At 70.3% G+C, this 17,077-nt stretch carries 16 protein-coding genes and 1 riboswitch; of the genes, 8 read left to right on the plus strand and 8 right to left on the minus strand.

Features of this window, described 5'->3' with window-relative positions:
• Window positions 1-65 precede the first annotated feature (65 nt).
• From OF819_RS20915 to OF819_RS20925, 3 genes are all read right to left on the minus strand, one after another.
• A complete protein-coding gene (locus OF819_RS20915; protein ID WP_267245138.1) occupies window positions 66-1,319 on the minus strand; it encodes a sugar ABC transporter permease in 1,254 nt (417 codons plus the stop codon).
• Window positions 1,316-2,152, minus strand: coding sequence for an ATP-binding cassette domain-containing protein (locus OF819_RS20920; RefSeq protein WP_267245139.1), 837 nt, complete (start codon window positions 2,150-2,152; stop codon window positions 1,316-1,318). Before OF819_RS20920 ends, OF819_RS20915 begins: the two co-directional genes overlap by 4 nt.
• A 74-nt stretch (window positions 2,153-2,226) precedes the next feature.
• A complete protein-coding gene (locus OF819_RS20925) occupies window positions 2,227-3,294 on the minus strand; it encodes a sugar ABC transporter substrate-binding protein (protein WP_267245140.1) in 1,068 nt (355 codons plus the stop codon).
• A 328-nt stretch (window positions 3,295-3,622) separates the two neighbouring features.
• On the opposite strand from OF819_RS20925, the gene OF819_RS20930 reads away from it, so the two are divergent.
• From OF819_RS20930 to OF819_RS20940, 3 genes are read left to right on the plus strand one after another with little or no spacing between them, the layout of a single operon-like run.
• The gene (locus OF819_RS20930; protein WP_267245141.1) at window positions 3,623-4,441 is read left to right on the plus strand and encodes a DeoR/GlpR family DNA-binding transcription regulator; all 819 of its coding nucleotides are present in this window, start codon (window positions 3,623-3,625) and stop codon (window positions 4,439-4,441) included.
• Between the two features lie 48 nt (window positions 4,442-4,489).
• Window positions 4,490-5,227, plus strand: a complete 738-nt coding sequence (locus OF819_RS20935) for an HNH endonuclease family protein (protein WP_416370587.1) — start codon at window positions 4,490-4,492, stop codon at window positions 5,225-5,227.
• Between the two features lie 44 nt (window positions 5,228-5,271).
• Window positions 5,272-5,919 (plus strand): N-acetyltransferase, encoded by a 648-nt coding sequence (locus tag OF819_RS20940; RefSeq protein WP_267245184.1) that lies wholly within the window; start codon window positions 5,272-5,274, stop codon window positions 5,917-5,919.
• Between the two features lie 393 nt (window positions 5,920-6,312).
• Here the strand turns inward: OF819_RS20940 and OF819_RS20945 are convergent, their stop codons facing one another.
• The 3 genes from OF819_RS20945 to OF819_RS20955 all read right to left on the minus strand — a co-directional run bounded on the left by OF819_RS20945 (window position 6,313) and on the right by OF819_RS20955 (window position 9,182).
• Window positions 6,313-7,557: a helix-turn-helix domain-containing protein gene (locus OF819_RS20945; RefSeq protein WP_267245185.1), complete on the minus strand. Its 1,245-nt coding sequence runs from the start codon at window positions 7,555-7,557 to the stop codon at window positions 6,313-6,315.
• Between the two features lie 89 nt (window positions 7,558-7,646).
• Window positions 7,647-8,165 carry a hypothetical protein gene (locus OF819_RS20950; protein WP_267245143.1) on the minus strand — a complete coding sequence of 173 codons (519 nt, stop codon included), beginning with the start codon at window positions 8,163-8,165 and terminating at the stop codon, window positions 7,647-7,649.
• A gap of 78 nt (window positions 8,166-8,243) precedes the next feature.
• A complete protein-coding gene (locus OF819_RS20955) occupies window positions 8,244-9,182 on the minus strand; it encodes a class I SAM-dependent methyltransferase (protein ID WP_267245144.1) in 939 nt (312 codons plus the stop codon).
• 279 nt (window positions 9,183-9,461) lie between these two features.
• Between OF819_RS20955 and OF819_RS20960 the strand changes: the two genes are divergently transcribed.
• Window positions 9,462-9,959, plus strand: a complete 498-nt coding sequence (locus OF819_RS20960) for a GtrA family protein (protein WP_267245145.1) — start codon at window positions 9,462-9,464, stop codon at window positions 9,957-9,959.
• On the opposite strand, the gene OF819_RS20965 is transcribed toward OF819_RS20960, so the two are convergent.
• A complete protein-coding gene (locus OF819_RS20965; protein ID WP_267245146.1) occupies window positions 9,865-11,190 on the minus strand; it encodes a polysialyltransferase family glycosyltransferase in 1,326 nt (441 codons plus the stop codon). The two genes, OF819_RS20960 and OF819_RS20965, sit on opposite strands and share 95 nt — an antisense overlap.
• Window positions 11,187-12,140 carry a glycosyltransferase family 2 protein gene (locus OF819_RS20970; RefSeq protein WP_267245147.1) on the minus strand — a complete coding sequence of 318 codons (954 nt, stop codon included), beginning with the start codon at window positions 12,138-12,140 and terminating at the stop codon, window positions 11,187-11,189. Before OF819_RS20970 ends, OF819_RS20965 begins: the two co-directional genes overlap by 4 nt.
• Window positions 12,141-12,343: 203 nt before the next feature.
• Here OF819_RS20970 and OF819_RS20975 point away from each other — a divergent pair, with 203 nt between their 5' ends.
• The 4 genes from OF819_RS20975 to OF819_RS20990 all read left to right on the plus strand — a co-directional run bounded on the left by OF819_RS20975 (window position 12,344) and on the right by OF819_RS20990 (window position 16,621).
• Window positions 12,344-12,994 (plus strand): SurA N-terminal domain-containing protein, encoded by a 651-nt coding sequence (locus OF819_RS20975; RefSeq protein ID WP_267245148.1) that lies wholly within the window; start codon window positions 12,344-12,346, stop codon window positions 12,992-12,994.
• A 34-nt stretch (window positions 12,995-13,028) separates the two neighbouring features.
• The gene (locus OF819_RS20980) at window positions 13,029-14,078 is read left to right on the plus strand and encodes a nucleoside triphosphate pyrophosphohydrolase (protein ID WP_267245149.1); all 1,050 of its coding nucleotides are present in this window, start codon (window positions 13,029-13,031) and stop codon (window positions 14,076-14,078) included.
• The gene (locus OF819_RS20985) at window positions 14,075-15,376 is read left to right on the plus strand and encodes a cytochrome P450 family protein (protein WP_416370586.1); all 1,302 of its coding nucleotides are present in this window, start codon (window positions 14,075-14,077) and stop codon (window positions 15,374-15,376) included. The genes OF819_RS20980 and OF819_RS20985 overlap by 4 nt, the downstream gene beginning before the upstream one ends.
• A gap of 198 nt (window positions 15,377-15,574) precedes the next feature.
• Window positions 15,575-16,621 (plus strand): transglycosylase family protein, encoded by a 1,047-nt coding sequence (locus tag OF819_RS20990; RefSeq protein WP_323748949.1) that lies wholly within the window; start codon window positions 15,575-15,577, stop codon window positions 16,619-16,621.
• A gap of 265 nt (window positions 16,622-16,886) precedes the next feature.
• A riboswitch (cyclic di-AMP (ydaO/yuaA leader) is annotated at window positions 16,887-17,076 on the plus strand.
• The last annotated feature ends 1 nt before the right edge of the window (window position 17,077 follow it).

Below are 17,077 nucleotides of genomic sequence, written 5' to 3' on the forward strand. Positions count from 1 at the left end.
CCTCCGGGTGGGCAGGTGTGCTGTCCCACGTCTCCAGCTTGACTGGCCGGGCGGGGACCGGTCGGTCACCCGCGTCCGTGCGAGACCCGCGAGCGGCGGGCCGCCGAATCCAGTGCCACCGCGAGGAGCAGGACCCCTCCGGTCACGGCGAAGCGGTACGCGGAGTTGAGGCTGAGCAGCGTCAGGCCGCTGGCGATGGACTGGATGACGGTGATCCCGAGCAGGGCCGAGAAGGCCGTGCCCCGGCCGCCGAAGAGGCTCGCGCCGCCGATGACCGCCGCGGCGATGGCGTTGAGGTTCACATCGCCCCCGCCGCTGCTCTGGTTCGCCGACGCGAGGCGGGCGGCGGCCAGCACCCCGCCGAGTGCCGCCAGGGTGGTGCAGGTGACCAGGGCGGCCGTGTACACGCGCCGTACGTTGATGCCGGCCCGGCGCGCCGCCTCCGCGTTGCCGCCCACGGCGTACAGCGCGCGGCCCCACCCGGTGCGGCTGAGGACGTAGTGCGCGGCGATCACCAGGGCGACGAAGGCCACGTACATCCAGCCGACGCCCCGGGAGAGGTTGAGGTACCAGACGGCGAACTCCAGCAGCGCCAGCAGCGCGCCGGACCGCAGGGCGATCAGCCGCAGCGGGCGGGCGGACAGCCCCGCCAGAGCGCGCTCCCGGGAGCGCGCCCAGCCGCTGAGGAAGTACCCGGCCGCCGCGCCCAGGGCGAGGAGGTAGGACAGCCACGCGGGGACATACGCCGTCTGGGCGAAGTGGACCAGGGCCGAGTCGAAGGGGATGTTGATCGAACCGCGCTCTCCCAGCACGCCGAGCTGGATGCCGAGAAAGCCGAGCAGCCCCGCCAGGGTGATCACGAAGGTGGGCACCCCGAGGCGGTTGAACACCTGGCCGTAGAACCAGCCGATCAGCGCGCCCGCGGCGAGGGCGCCGAGCACGGCCAGGGGCCAGGGCCAGTTCTGGTTGACGAACATGACGGCCATGCCCGCCGCGGCCAGTCCGCTGACGGAGCCGACCGAGAGGTCGATCTGGCCCACGAGCAGCACGCAGACCACCCCGAGGGCCATCACGCCGACGGGCACGCTCTCCATGGCGAGGTTGCCCAGGTTGGCGCTGGACAGAAAGGTCGGATTGGCCGTGTGGAGCACCGTCCAGATGACGAGCAGCCCGGCGACCACGGGGAAGACGCCCAGGTCCCCGGACCGGAGCCGGTCGAGGACGCCGCGGGCCGTCCCCCGTATCCCGGTGTGCACGCGCAGTCGCTCGTCGCGCAGGTCGACGGCGACCGGCCGGACGTCGGAAGCAGTGTCGTTCATGGGGTCACCTCTGAGGTGTGGGCGGAGGCCAGGGCGGCGGAGCGGTTCGCGGCCCGGCGCGCCACGACGTTGTCGGACGCTCCGGTGATCGCCGCGACGACGTCCTCGGCGGTCACGGACTCCACGTCGAAGACGCCGTTGTTGCGGCCGAGCCGGAGCACGGCCACGCGGTCGGCGACCGCCTTCACATCGGCCATGTTGTGGCTGATCATGATCACGCCGAGACCGCGCTCACGCAGGCGCTCGATCAGGTTGAGGACCTCCGCGGTCTGCGCGACCCCCAGAGCCGCGGTGGGCTCGTCGAGAATGACGATCTTGGGGTCGCCCAGCAGCGACCGTGCGATGGCGATCGTCTGGCGCTGCCCTCCCGACAGGGACGCGACCGGGGTGTGCAGGCTGGGGATCTTCGCGGAGAGCTGTCCGAGGAGCTCCCAGGAGCGGGTCTCCATCTCGACCTCGGCGAGCCGGTGGAAGCGCAGCTCACGGCCGAGGAACAGGTTCTGGATGACGTTGAGGTTCTCGCACAGTGCGAGGTCCTGGTAGACGGTGGCGATGCCCAGCTTCTGGGCGGCGCTCGGGTTGGGAAGGACGACCGGGCGCCCCTGGAACGAGATGGCGCCGCCCGCGTCCGGGGCGTGGACGCCCGCGAGCACCTTGACCAGGGTGGACTTGCCGGCGCCGTTGTCCCCGACCAGCGCCACGATCTCGCCCGCGTGGACGTCCAGGTCGATGTCGGTGAGAGCGGCGACCGCGCCGAAGGTCTTGCTGATCCCGCGCAGGGACAGCACGGGCGCGGGGGCGCCGCGGCTCCCGGCGGCTGCGGTGGTGGGCATGTGCCTGCCTCGCATGGGTCTGGGGCCGCCGGTCCGCCCGCACGGGCGGACCGGCCGAACCGTGGGCTGGATGACTAGTTGATGCCGGCCTTGCGGCAGGCGTCGGCGTAGGCGGGGGTGCAGATCTCGGAGGCCTTGAAGGGCCCGTCCTCGATCAGCGTTTCGGCGAGGTTGTCCACGGTGACCACCGTCGGCTCGTACAGCCGGGCGGGGGTGTCGAAGATCAGGGTTTCCGCGGAGGGGGTCTTGCCCTTGGCGAACTGGTAGGCGATCTCGGCCGCCGCTTCCGCCACGGTCCTGATCGGCTTGGAGATGGTGTTGTACTGCTCGCCCGCCACGATGCGCTGCGCCGCGGCCAGCTCGGCGTCGTTGCCGGTGACCGGGGGCACCGCGGCGACTCCCGCGGCCTTGAAGGCGGCGATCGCGCCGCCTGCCGTGCCGTCGTTGGCGGCCACCACACCCGCGATCTTGCCCTTGTGCTGCGTGATCTTGGAGCTGACCCAGTTCTGTGCCTTGGTGGGGTCCCAGCCGGGGGTGTCGTACTCGTCGAGCAGCTCGATTCCGCTCGGGTCGACGGCGTTGTGGATGCCCTTCTTGATCAGGCCCGCCGCGGCGTCGGTGGGGGACCCGTTCACCTGGAGCAGCCCGCCCTTGGCGTCCTTCTCCTTCAGGTGGTCCACGAGGGACTGGGCGATCATCTGGCCGATCTTCTCGTTGTCGAACGAGACGTAGTAGTCGGCCTTGCCGCCGGGGATGGGGCGGTCGTAGGCGATCACGGGCACGCCCTGTGCCTGGGCGTTGCCGACGACGGTCACCGCCGCCGCCGAGTCGACCGGGTCGATCACCAGCGCCTTGACGCCTTGCGCGAGCGCGGAGTCCGCCTGTCTCTGCTGTGTCGACGGATCGGCCTTCGCGTTGGCGTACACCACCTCGCAGTCCGCGCAGAGCGAGGCGAGCTTCGCCTCGAACAGCGGCTTGTCGAACAGCTCGTAGCGGGTGGATGCGATGTCCGGCATCAGAAAGGCGATCTTCATCTTCTCCGAGCCGGAGCCCGACGCGCCGCCGCTGCACGCGGTGAGGGAGGCGAGGGCGGCTGCCGCCGTCACGCCTGCTGCTGCCTTCAGTGCGCGGTGCTTGAACATCGGATTCTCCTTCGCCGCCGCCGGAGCGGCTGGGGCGTGGCCGGGGCGCTGCACGTGGTGTGCGGCCGTGGGGAGCGGTGTCTTAAGGCCCCGGACCTGGTGGATGAGGAGCCCGCGGTGTCAGACCGGTCCCGGCCGCTTTCGTGGAGCGGGGGGACGGCTGCCTCGGGAGGCCCGGTGTTCAGCGGCGCCACCCAGCGGGTTATGTGAAATATAACTTCGCCAGTGTTAAATCTGACAAGCCTTGTGGGGTTCTCTGTTATGTCTTCGCAATGCGCATGAGGCCCACCGGTGCCCGCCGAGCCCTCCGGCAGGTACCTTGAAGTGCATGGACGACAAGAGATCCGTCGCGGCGGAGGACACCGAACGGCCCGGTCTCGGTCTCAACGAGCGGCGCGATGTGATACGTCGTGAGGTGCTCCGCCAGGGCTTCACACGCATCGACGACCTCGCCCGGGTACTCCAGGTGAGCGTCATGACGGTGCACCGGGACCTGGACGCCCTGGCCGAGGAGGGATGGCTCACCAAGGTCCGGGGCGGTGCGACGGCCAACCCCTCCGCCCTGCTGGAGGCGGGGGTGCGGGAGCGGACGGCGGCGCTCAACGCCGAGAAGGAAGCCGTCGCCGCCGTCGCCGCCGAATCACTCCACCGCGGGCAGACCGTCTTCGTCGACGAGAGCACCACGGCCCTCGCCCTCCACCCCCACCTGGCCGCCGCCGCACCGCTCACGGTGGTGACCAACTTCTTCCCGCTCGTCCGGACCCTCGGCGCCGTCAAGGGAATCGAGGTGATCACCCTCGGCGGGCGCTACTTCCCCCTCCAGGAGGCGTGCCTCGGGTACCAGACCGCCCAGGCCATCCGGAATCTGAGGGCCGACCTGCTGTTCATGTCCACCACGGCGGTCAGCGCCGGGGCCTGCTACCACCGGTCGGAGTCGACCATCGAGGTCAAGCGCGCGTTCATGGAATGCGCCGATCGCTCGATCCTGCTGGTGGACCACGCCAAGTTCGGCCGCCGCGCCCCCTATCTGCTCGCCCCGCTCCACGCGTTCGACCAGATCGTCACCGACTCCGGCGTGGACGAGGAGGAAGTCGCGGCGCTGCGCGAGGGCGGCGCCCGCGTGCGCATCGCCCCGCCGCCTCGCTAGTTCCGCGACAGGGCTCATAAGCTGCGCGGCGTGAAACGAACCGTCGCCATGACCGCCGCCGTCCTCGTCCCCGCCGTACTGCTCGCAGGCTGCACGGATATCGGGGACACGGGCGGCAAAGACGCCAAGGACGCCGCCAAGGCCCCCGCGGGCGGTGGGGTCAGTCCGCTTGACAATCCGGACGGGACCAAGCCCGGGCTGGGGCCGATACCGAAGGGGCTGATGGACTCGGGGGCGTATGAGCTGATCGAGAAGGTGCGCACCAAGGGGCGGGGGCCGAAGACCGGTTACAAGCGGGACAAGTTCGGCTATGCGTGGATGGACAGCGCCGACGGCATCCCGCTCGCGCGCAACGGGTGCGACACCCGCAACGACCTGCTCGCCCGTGACGGCACGGACATCCGGCTCCGCTCCGGGTCGGACTGCGTCGTCGTGTCGATGAAGCTGGTCGACCCGTACACCGGCAAGACCCTCGACTGGACGAAGAAGAAGGCCGCTTCCGTGCAGATCGACCATGTCGTCCCGCTGTCGTACGCCTGGCAGTTGGGCGCGGCCCGCTGGGACAAGGCCAAGCGGCAGCAACTGGCCAACGATCCGCTGAACCTGCTGCCGGTGGACGGTCCCGCCAACAGCGCCAAGGGGGACTCCGGGCCCGCGTCCTGGCTGCCGCCGAACAAGCGGATCCGCTGCTCGTACGCGGTGCGCTTCGCGCAGGTGGCGATCAAGTACGAGCTGCCCGTCACGGCCGCGGACAAGCAGGCGATGCTCCGGCAGTGCTCCGGCTGAAGCCTTCCGGAAAGCGGCCCGGGCTCGCCGCCCCCGTGTGGGAGATGCTCGACACCTGGCCGGAGTTCATGCTGCACGACCCCGTCGGCTGGGCGAACGTCGGGCGGATCATGGCGGACCTGCCGGAGTATGTGCTGGTGGCGACCGACCCTGAAGGGCGCGTCGTGGCCCGGGGGTTCAGCGTGCCGTTCCGGATGGCGGCCGAGGGGCGCGGGGTGCTGCCCGAGCGGGGATGGGACCAGGTGCTGCTGTGGGCGTTCTCCGACCTGCGGCACGGGCGGGAGCCGGACACGGTCAGCGCGATTGAGATCACCGTGGCGCGGGACCGGCTGGGGCAGGGGATATCCGGCCGGATGCTGGCGGCGATGCGGGAGAACGTACGGCGCCTCGGCTTCGGCGAGCTGCTCGCGCCCGTGCGGCCCAGCGCCAAGAGTCTGGAGCCGGAGGCGCTGATCGAGGAGTATGCGCACCGCGCCCGAGAGGCGGACGGCCTGCCGCACGACCCGTGGCTGCGGGTGCGTATACGGGCCGGGGGGACCGTGGAGGCGGTGGCCCCGGCGTCGATGACGGTGACCGGGGGCTGTGTCCTGTGCGGCCGGTGTGCCGAAGACACCAGTCCTGAGCGGCATCTTGCTCGCTCTGCGGTCCGGACTCCTCGTCACAGCCGGACGCGCAGAAGGCTTCGAACGTGATCCCGCCTTCCGGTGCGTGCCGGATGGAATGGCTTACGAAGCGGTATACGGCACGTGTGTTCATGCGCAAACCTCATCGGGGCTCTCGGAGTGGTCCTCGTCCGCTTCGGCATCCGGCACGGGCAGGCGCATTCCGCGCGACTCGCTGTGCGTGCTCAGGAAGCACGGTTTGCCGCCTTCCGTCGTCCATGGAAGCAATCGCGCATGGTGCCCCGAAGCAATGTCGGCAAGGCTCTGCCGCCGCTGCCTGTCGCCTTCCGTTCTCCGCATGACTACGGTTCCCCTCACCGCTGGCACGTAAAGGGGACCGTACGAGCGCATGGGGGCTGAAACAACATGCGAAGCAGGGCAGTTGAGCCGCCTGGTGCGGCGAACCGCTGTGCTCCGCAGTGCTTAGCCGGCGACGCCGAGGTGAGCCGCCATGCTGCGCATCTCTTCCGTCAGTGTCCGCTTGCGGGTCTTGAGGATGTCGGCCATGACGTACCGAGCCATGGGCTGATGAGTGATCCAGCCATTTGCGCGCTGTTTGATCTGCATCAATTCAGCCATGGCTTCCTGATGTTCACCGGTCGCAACGTACGCCTTGGCCACGTCCAGCCGATGACGGTTCCAGTTGTTCGAGGTGACCCCGCCGAGACTGCGCAAACCATTGGGGCTTACCGGACCTTCGTCGGAGCGCCGCAGCACTCCGCGCTGGTCCCCAGTCAGCGAGAGGTCTTCAATCGCTTTCATCTCCACCGTGGCCGGACCGAATCCGCCCCAGTGGTTCGGGAACCCGTTGTCTTCGCGGCCCATGGCACTTGCTGCCGTCGCTGCCATCCTGCGGGCCTCCTGCGCCACGTCCGGCCGGTTGTTGCGGACGCTGGACGCCGCAACTCTCAGCCACAGTTCACCCCACACGGCCAGATGATCCGCAGCGGCCTCAGACAGCCGGGGTTCGATCTCCGCTGCTGTCTGCGCGGCAAGTTGCTCGCACTCGTCGAAACGGTCTTGCCTCAGTAGCAACCAGCACATGCCGACGACCCCGGTAGCCGCTGTGAGAGTCTGACCGGTCTCCCGCCCAAGCCGGATCGCTTCCGCCAGCGCGTAGTACGCCATGTCGTACTGCCGTACTTGCGTGAGGAACTGCCCGGTCATCAACAGCACTTGTGAGCGCGCCGTCATCGCGAGTCGCTGCTCTTCCCCCTCAAGGGCGTTCACCGCTGCCTCAGACGAGCGAAGCAGCGGGGGGAGCAACTTGGCAACGGATGAGTACCGGTCCTGCTCATACAGTGCCCGAGCGTCCCGAACCTGCTGACACGTCGTGTCCAGTCCCCCGGGTTCCTCCGGGGCCGCTGTGAGGGGGGCGGCAAGCCCGATGGGTGGCATGAGTGCGCGCCGCAGCTCCACCAGATGACGCCGGTTGGCATCGTCCTGGGGGCCGACAACGGATCGGGGCGCTTCGGTGGCGAACAGCGCCGACGTGGAGACGCCCAGCGCGCGGGCAAGGGCGTGCAGCGTTTCGACGCGCACGTCTCCGCCTTGCTCCACCTTGCGAACGGTGCTCAGGGAGAGGCCGGCCGCTTCGGCCAATCCCTCTTGGCTCAGTCCGCCTGTGCGCCGGTACTTCCGGATGTTGTCAGCCAACCCTGTGGTCATCGACACTCACCTCACGACAAGGGTAGCCCCGCCGCGACCCCACAACGCGAGGTCATTCAAGGCACAGCAGTTCCGTCGGCAGTGCGGAATCACGACCGAGAGTCGCGGGACGTCGCTGAGACGGGATTGACGGCCAGTCCCTGCCCTGGGGCAGCCGTGAGTGTGGCTCGGAGGAACGCCGAGGGGCAGTCCCTCCCGCTGGGCTGGTACTTGCGCAGCTCGACATCCGTGCGCTGGTCGAAGAGCACACGCCTGCCGTCGTCCTGCGAGGTCACGGTGAACCGCACCGGCACGCTCCCCTCGCCGGTGTCCTCGTCGAGCACCACGCTGCTCAGCAGGGGCGACGAATCGCCGCTGGCCTTCGCCACCGTCTTGGTCTCGCAGATCTCATGTGCGCACAGCTCGGCGACGAGCGACCTCGGGTCCGCGGGTGAAGTCCCAGAGGCCGAGGCGGCGAAGTCGGCTGGTTCCCAGGCCGCCGCGACCCCTGACTCGCCGCCGATCGCGGTGCATGTCTTCTCACTGCCGATGCCCGCGCAGCCGGTGGCCAGCAGGCCGGACAGCGCGAGAAGGGGAAAAGGCCACCGGCTCTTCGCGTTGCGCTTCATGCTTCCTTCGTGACGTCGTCATTTCGAGGAGCGGGCCGCGGAATTGGTTCCCCTTCTGAATGGCGGGTGTGCTGAAGGTCATTCGGCGCGCAGGAACGCCGACGTCGAGACCCGTCCCAGCATCCTCAGCCGGGTCTCCCCGGCCGCCAGATGCTTGTCCAGCGCCTCCTGGACCCCCGGCCACTTGTTGTCGCCGTAGTCGTCGAGCACCACGATCCCGCCCGGCGCGACGATCTCCTCGACCCATTCCAGGTCGGCCGTGACCCCTTCCATGGAGTGGTCGCCGTCCACGATGACCACCCCGTACGCCCGGTCGGAGACCGCGGCCCGCACTTCGGGGTCGGAGGAGAAGCCCTGCTGGATACGGGCCTCAAGCGCCGCGCGGCTCGCGCCCAGCGCCAGATTGGCGCGGACGACGTCCTCCCGCACCGGCGTCCCCGTGGGGTCTGCGCCCTGCTTGGCGCCCGGCTGGAGCTGAAGGCCCGCCAGCGGGTCCACGATCGTCAGATCCGGCTCGATGCCGGCGCGGTGCACCATCCGCAGCAGCGCGGTGGCGAACAGCCCGTACAGGGTGCCGATCTCCAGGATGCTGCCGTTCGGCGGGGACAGCAGCGGCACGGTGGCCAGCTTGCCGCAGATGTTGGACGTCGAGCCCGCGAGGCGGCCGACGCCGAGCGCCTCCAGCGCCACCACCGTGCGATAGGCGACGACCACGCTGCGGCGGGCGTGCTCACCGCCCTCACCGAGATTCTGTATCTCGCGGACGAGAGCGTCGATCGCGGTGGCGGGCGGCATCCGGTGCGTGCCGCGGCCGGTGCTGTCGAGCAGCAGCCCGAGCGCGTGCTGCCGGTTCCGCATGTCGGCCAGCTCGCGGCGCAGCGCCTCGATCTCGCCGAGCAGCGGCTGTGTGGTGCGTTCCACACGTTTATTGACACGCTGTTCTATGCGTTGCTCGACGAGACTGACGGCGGGGCGGAGGACTCGCTTCGACAGGCGGCTGCGCAGGAGAGAGGGCATGCCGGGAACGTACGCGTGAACTCCTGCCGCACACACCACACTTGAGTGCTGTGCGGGTGAAGTCTTCATGGCGGCACGGCGACGAAGGCATGTGCGTGCAGAACGCAGCAGCGCCCGTGAGCGCCGACGCGAGCAGTACGCCCGGAACGTGCCCCCGGGGTTCAATATGAGGTGAAACGCCCTCCGCCCTTCCTGGTGCAGGCCGCCGACACGGGCCTCCCCAGTCGGCAGCCGCCGAACCAATCGAACCCGCCGAACCCATGAGGAGCTCGTACGCCGATGACGGTCCAGGCCCAGCTGGTCCGGTTCGCCCTGGTGGGCGTGGTGAACACCGGGACGTACTACGGCTGCTATCTGGCGCTGCTCGCCGTCCTGCCGTACATAGCCGCGCATATCGCCGCCTTTGCCCTGAGCATGGTCGGCTCGTTCTTCCTGACGTCGTATGTCACCTACCGCACCCGGCCGACCTGGCGGAAGTTCCTGCTCTTTCCCCTCACCAACCTGGCGAACTTCACCGTCACCACGGCAGGCGTCTACCTCCTGGTGGACGTCCTGCACTTCGGCAGCCGATACGCCCCGCTGCTCGCGGCCGCCGCGGCGATCCCGGTGACCTTCGCCGTCTCCCGTACGATCATGCTGCGGCCCGACAGCGGAGACCGGCACGGCAGCCGGGCCGAGGGCCTCACCGCAGTTTCCGGACGACCTTCCGCACCGCCGGATGACGCCGCAGCGCCGCCGCTCGCACCGGCCGCCCGCCCGGCAGGCCGAGACCGGTGAGCCGATGCCGCTTGAAGTAGCGGGTGAGCCGGTCGGGCGGGAGCACCGCGAGCAGGGACTCGGCCTCCGGCCGCAGATGCGGGTACGACTCGGACTGCATGCAGTACGCCACCGCCCGCAACAGCGCCTCCAGGGACTGTTCCGCGGACGCGTCCGCCAGATCGACCGGCTGTCCGGCCCGCCGCCCGTCCGTCTCCGCGTCGGGGAGCAGCACATCGGCGATGGTCAGCGGGGCGCGGTCGGGGTGCTGGTAGGGGGCGATCCGCTCCAGCAGCAGCTCCGTCCCGACCCGGGCGGCCGGGATGCCGTACAGGGCCGCCGCCGTCAGCAGCGCCGTAGGGGAGCAGCCCACCACCAGGGCGGGCCGCGCCCGCTCATAGAAGGCTTCGGCGGGCACGGAGGCGGGCAGCGCCGTCAGCGTCACCTCCAGCCCGGCGGCCGCGGACGCCAGCGCGGACACCGCGTCGGCAGGGTCGCCGGGACCGGGCTGGACGGCGATCGCACGATGACCGAGTGCCGCGGCGGCGCGCACCATCCTCAGCCGCAGCGCCTGCGCTTCATCATGGCCGAGCCCCTCGGAAACGGACGGCGCCGGACCCAGCAGCAGAGCGGTCGAGCCGCCCGCATCGGCCCCGGCCGCCGCGCCGAGCTCGCTCAGCACCGCCCGGATCGCGCTCTCCGGAACGGCGACCGGCTCCACACCGCACTCCGACAGCAGCAGCGGACGCACCCCGGGCGCCAGATCCACATGGAGGAGCCGGCGGATGCGGCTGCTCAGGGGCAGCCGCACCCGGCTGGGCGTCGGCCCATAGGCCGTGAGCCCCCCGGCGTACACATGCACGGGGCTGTCGGCGAAGATCGCGGCGATCGCCCGCGAGGGATCGGCGCTGACCGAGTCGCACACCACCTCCACCCGCTCGCCGCCCAGCCGCCAGGCCAGCCGCAGGCTTTTCTCCCACAGCGGGATGTCCTGGTGACGCGGGGACCAGCCTGCCGGATGGTGCGGATGGATCGTCTCGTTCCAGGAGCGGACCTCGTCGAACTGCTCGGTCAGCACCCCGGATCCGGGCAGCCGGTCCAGCGGCGTGCTCAGCTCCGGCGCGGGCGACACATCGCTGACGACGAGAACCCGGCGGTGCTCCGAGCGCGGCCCGAAGAGCCCGGAGCGCAACGAGGCCGTGAGAACGGCCGCGGCCTCGGGACCGGCGGCGCTGAATATCTGCACGGTCATGCCGCGGCGGCCTTCCTCAACAGGGTGCTCCGTTCCTCGTCCAGTCCGGCGAGGGCCGTGTCCAGCTCCGCGCCGGGGATGCGGCGCAGCGCAGCGCCGACCCGGATACGCAGCTCACGCGCCACGGGACGCTCGAACCGCCGCTGCTCCTTCAGCTGGTGGGCGATGATGGCGCAGTAGTTGCGAATCGCCTTCGTGCGGAAGCGGTCCGCCTCCGGATCGGCCTCGACCTCGCTGAGCACCTGGTCAAAGGCGCGGATGAAGTCCAGCTGCCGCACATCGCCGATCTGGGTGAGCGAGGTGGCCACACCCCTCCGGTAGAAGATCCCGTGCAGCGGGGTGACGGCGTACGAGGCGGCCCGCAGATGCAGCTGCCAGATCCACGGCCGGTCCTCCGCGGTGCGCAGCCCGTCGGCAAACCGCAGCAGTCCCTTGTCCAGCAGCCGGGAGTGGTAGATCCCGGCCCAGGCGTACGGGTAGTCGACCATCGTCGAGTCATGGTCCGGGAGGATCGACGAGCGCGGGTCGAGCACCTCGTCGCGCCGCCCTTCCGGAGCCCGGTGAAGACTCCGCCGTACGCCTGTGACCTGGACATGGTCGGTGCGGACGAAGTCGACGCCGAGCCGCTGGGCGGTGTCCGTCAGCGCGGCGAGATGGCCCGGGCCCAGCCAGTCGTCCCCGTCGAGGAAGGCGAGATAGCGGCCCTGCGCCCGGTCGATCCCGGTGTTGCGCGCGGTGGCGAGGCCCTGGTTCTCCTTGTGGCGGATGACGGCGCTGCGCGGCAGCCGCTCGGTCAGCGCCTGGAGGGCGTCGTATGTGTCGTCCTTCGAGCAGTCCTCGACGAAGATGAACTCGAAGTCCTCCCGAGCGTTGTTCATCAGACTTCTCACGGTGTTGGCCGCGTACGCCTCGATGTTGTAGCAGGGGACGATGACGGAGAGCGTGGTCACCGGCCGACCTTAGGGCGGACTTCCGGTCGGGCCGCTGACATCGCCGTGAGCGGCGGGTGAACGGGCGGTGAGGGTCGGGGCGGGCACATCCGAACCGGTGGCCGAATCGTTGGTCGAATCAGTGGCCCACACCACTGAGACTGCCTACCATCGATCACCGCAAGGCTTTGTGCACCGTCGCACAATCTCCTGAGGAGGCCCCTTTGCACCGCCGTCGCCGCACCGCGCTCTCCGTCTCCGCCGCGCTTCTCGTCGCTGCTCCCCTGCTCGCCGCCTGCGGCAATGAGGCGCACCCCGGCGCGGCCGCCGTCGTCGGAGGCGAACGCATCCCGGTGGCCGCCGTGCAGGCGCAGGTGAAGGAGGTGCGCGCCGCGCAGGAGCGCTCCCCGCAGTCCGCGCAGCTGATCAAGGACAGCGGACGGCTCACCCGCGCCAAGCTGTACGACCTGATCGTCGACCAGGTGGTGCGGCGCGCCGCGGACGACGCCGGGGTGGAGGTCACCCGCAAGGAGGTGCAGGAGGCGCGGTCCGCGCTGGAGCGGCAGGCCGGCGGGGCCGATCAGCTGGCCGCGATGTATCTGCAGCAGCGCGGCGTCGCTCCGGGCCAGATCGACGATGTCGTACGCCGCGATGTCATGGTCAACAAGCTGGCCGCCGCCATCGGCGCGACCAACACCCCCGAGGGCCAGCAGAAGCTGAACGACGCCTTCACCGCCGCCGCGGAGTCGCTCGACATCGACGTCAATCCGCGCTTCGGGGCCTGGAGCGACCAGAAGCTGGAGCTCGGCGACTACAGGGCCGACTGGATCACACAGGTCAGCAGTGAGCCGGAGGCCGCGGCCGCCGGGGCCTGAGCGCCCGGCGTGGGGCGCGCGGTAGGTTCGACGGGTGACCGCTGAAACACCCGCCGACACTCCAGGCACCCCGGACACCTCGGGCAACCCGGAAAACCCGGACGCTACGGACACCACGGACGCCGAACGGACAGGACGTCTCGTCCTGCTCACCGCCAGCCACCGGGTCGCCCCCGGACTGCTGTCCTGGCCCGCCTGGCAGACCCTGCACGCCGCCGACCGGGTGCTCTGCGCCGACGACCGCCATCCGCAGCTGCCGTATCTGCGCGAGGCGGGCGTGGCCGTGGAGATCGCCGGCCCTTCGGCGCAGGAGCTGGTCGACGCGTGCGCGGGCGGACGGACCGTCGTCGTCCTGGCGTCCGGCGAGGGCGACCGGTCGCTCACGGACGGGCTGGCCCGTATGGCGGGATCCGGGCGGGTGGCGATGCCGGACCTGGAGCTGCTGCCCGGCTCATACGACCTGCCCGGCGCCCGACTGCTGGATCTGGTGCAGGTCATGGACCGCATCCGCCGCGAGTGCCCCTGGTCCTCCCAGCAGACCCACAAGGGCCTGGCCAAGTACGCCATCGAGGAGGCGTACGAACTCGTCGAGGCCATCGAGGACGGCGACCGCGTCGAACTGCGCGAGGAACTCGGAGACGTACTCCTCCAGGTCGTCTTCCACGCCCGGATCGCCGAGGAGCACGAGGACCCGGACGAGGCGTTCTCCGTGGACGACGTCGCGGGGACGCTCGTCGAGAAGCTGATCCACCGGCACCCTCATGTCTTCGGCGGCGAGAGCGCGACCACGCCGGAGGAGGTCAAGGAGCACTGGCTGCGCACCAAGGCCGTCGAGAAGCAGCGTGTCTCGGTGACCGAGGGAGTGCCGCTCGGACAGCCGGGTCTTGCGCTCGCCGCCAAGCTGGCCGCGCGGGTGCGGAACGCCGGGCTCGATGTGGAGCTGCCGAAGGGCGAAGGCGTCGGCTACGAGCTGCTGCGCCTCGCCGTGCGCGCCGAGGCCGACGGCGTCGACCCGGAGGCCGCGCTGCGCGCCGCGGGGCGGGCGTTCCGGGACGCGATCCTCGCCGCGGAGGCGCTGGCGTGACCGACGGGCCGCACCCCGCGTCGCCCGGCTCCTCGCCCGGATCGGCGTCCGGCCCCGCGTCGTCCGGGCCCGTGCCCGCGCTGTTCAGCTGGGAGTTCGCCACCGATCCGTACCCCGCCTACGCCTGGCTGCGCGAGCACGCGCCCGTACACCGCACCCGGCTCCCCAGCGGTGTGGACGCCTGGCTGGTCACCCGGTACGCCGACGCCCGGCAGGCGCTCGCCGACCAGCGGCTGAGCAAGAACCCGGCGCACCATGACGAATCCGCCCACGCCAAGGGGAAGACGGGCATCCCCGGCGAGCGCAAGGCGGAGCTGATGACCCATCTGCTCAATATCGACCCGCCCGACCACACCCGGCTGCGGCGGCTGGTGTCAAAGGCGTTCACCCCGCGCCGGGTCGCGGAGTTCGCGCCGCGCGTCCAGGAGCTGACCGACCGGCTCATCGACGGCTTCGCGGGGCGCGGCAGCGCGGATCTGATCCATGAGTTCGCCTTCCCGCTGCCCATCTACGCCATCTGCGATCTGCTGGGCGTGCCGCGCGAGGATCAGGACGACTTCCGCGACTGGGCCGGGATGATGATCCGCCACGGCGGGGGGCCGCGCGGCGGGGTCGCCCGGTCGGTGAAGAAGATGCGCACGTATCTCGCGGAGCTGATCCACCGCAAGCGTGACGCACTCGGGGACGATCTGATCTCCGGGCTGATCCGGGCCTCCGACCACGGCGAGCACCTCACCGAGAATGAGGCCGCGGCCATGGCCTTCATCCTGCTGTTCGCGGGTTTCGAGACGACCGTCAATCTGATCGGCAACGGCGTCTACGCACTGCTGCGGAACCCAGAGCAGCGCGAGCGGCTGCAGACGTCGCTGGCGGCGGGGGAGCGCGGACTGCTGCACACCGGCGTGGAGGAACTGCTGCGCTACGACGGGCCGGTGGAGCTGGCCACCTGGCGGTTCGCCACCGAGCCGCTGACCGTCGGCGGTCAGGAGATCGCGCCGGGCGACCCCGTGCTGGTCGTGCTGGCAGCGGCCGACCGCGATCCGGAGCGGTTCGCCGAGCCGGACACTCTGGACCTCTCCCGCGCGGACAATCAGCATCTCGGCTACGGGCACGGCATCCACTACTGCCTCGGCGCACCGCTCGCCCGGCTGGAGGGACAGACCGCGCTCGCCACGCTGCTGACCCGGCTGCCCGATATCCGGCTTGCGGCCGATCCGGCCGATTTGCGGTGGCGTGGGGGGCTCATCATGCGCGGACTGCGCACGCTCCCGGTGGAGTTCACAGCGCAGAGTAACTGATAGCGCGTCAGTTTCGTGATGATTGCGTGATCCATGCTGCATCGACTTGTGACTTACGTTCGAATGCGGCTAGGTTCACCTGCCATCTCCGCTGCTTCAGCGGTGCTTTGCAGTCACACGGAAGGCAATCGCATGCGCTCCGGGAACGGTCGACACCGCCGACCCCGTCAGGCTCCGGCCCTTGTCGTCGCGGCGGGGGTGACCGGTTCGGCCATCGCCATCCCCCTGCTGGGGGCCGGGTCCGCCTCCGCCGCCGACGCCGCCGCCTGGGACCGGGTCGCGGAGTGCGAGACGGGCGGGATGTGGAGTGCCGACCTCGGCAACGGGTATTACGGCGGGCTCCAGATCTCCCAGCAGACCTGGGAGGACTTCGGAGGCACGGTCTATGCGCCGCGCCCCGACCTCGCCAGCCGTGCGCAGCAGATAGCCGTGGCGGAGCAGATCCTCAAGGTGCAGGGGGCCGACGCCTGGGCCAACTGCGCGGCGACCGCGGGTCTGCGGAGCGGCGGCGAGTCGGCCGACGTCGACCCGGGGGTGGAGCCGGGCGCGGTGTCGGACGCGGTGCCGGGTTCAGGCGCTGACTCTTCCGGCGTCGGCTCCGCCGGTACGGGCTCCGCCGGCGAGGGTGGCGTCGATGAGGGCTCCGCGGGTACGGGGACGACGGCGGCCCCCTCCCCGGACTCCCCTTCCTCCCCTTCCCCCTCTTCCTCGCCCTCCTCCGTGCCGGAGGGCGTCGAGCAGCCCACGACCCGGTCCGGGGCGGGCTTTTCGGAAGCGCCGCAGGAGAGCGGCCTCCGCGGCGGCGCATCGGCCTCGCCTGAGAGCTCCGGTGGCTCCGGCGGCTCGGACGCTCAGGCCCTCCCCGAGGACGCCGTGGAGCCCACTCGGACCATCGAGCCGACCGACCCCGTCGGTCCCGTCGACTCTGATCTGACGGTCGGCGAGGGCACCGGACGGCATCGCGGAACACCTGCGGATGAGTCCGACAAGTCGGGCATCATGGAAGATAGCCGTGAAAGCGGTAGGCATGCCTCACGGGGTGACAGTTCCTCACGTGACGCATCCGGCACGGCCGTCGACGGGCAGGGCTACACCGTGCGCCCCGGGGACAGTCTCTGGTCGATTGCCGACGAGCGTGAGGTGCACGGAGGGTGGCCTGCGCTCTATGAGGCCAACCAGGAGACCGTCGGGGAGGATCCTGACCTCATTCACCCTGGCCAGAGCCTCGATCTGGGTCTGAAGTAACGGAAGTTCGGGGTGCTATGTCCGGTTCTGCGCAAGTGAGACAAGCGTCTCTCTGCCTCAACTGGCGTGTCGTGGCTGTCGAATCCGCCCGAATCGCCCCTCACCTGCGGAAATGTATGTCAAGTCGATCGCGGAAAGAGTGATCCTTCCGTGATGTTCGGCCTTGAGCGGCGGCGGGCGGTGTGTTTACGGTTCCAACCGCTCGCCATCGCGGGCCCCGTCGACCGTCACGCCGAATCCTGCCGGCGGCCGGGGGGAACAGTCGTCGCGTGGAGCGCCGAAGGCAGGAGCGGGGGACCCAAGGTAGGTGCCGGGCCCGGCCGTTGAGAGTGCACACCGTGCGCTTTCGGCAATCGGGACCGGCTTGGGGTGGAGCCGCGCGCTAGGACGCGCGGCCGGGCACTCATCTGGCCCGAACCCGACAGCTCACCTCGCAGGCGTCGGTGAGGAGACAGT

It is taken from the genome of Streptomyces sp. PR69 (assembly GCF_026420845.1).
Classification (GTDB): domain Bacteria; phylum Actinomycetota; class Actinomycetes; order Streptomycetales; family Streptomycetaceae; genus Streptomyces.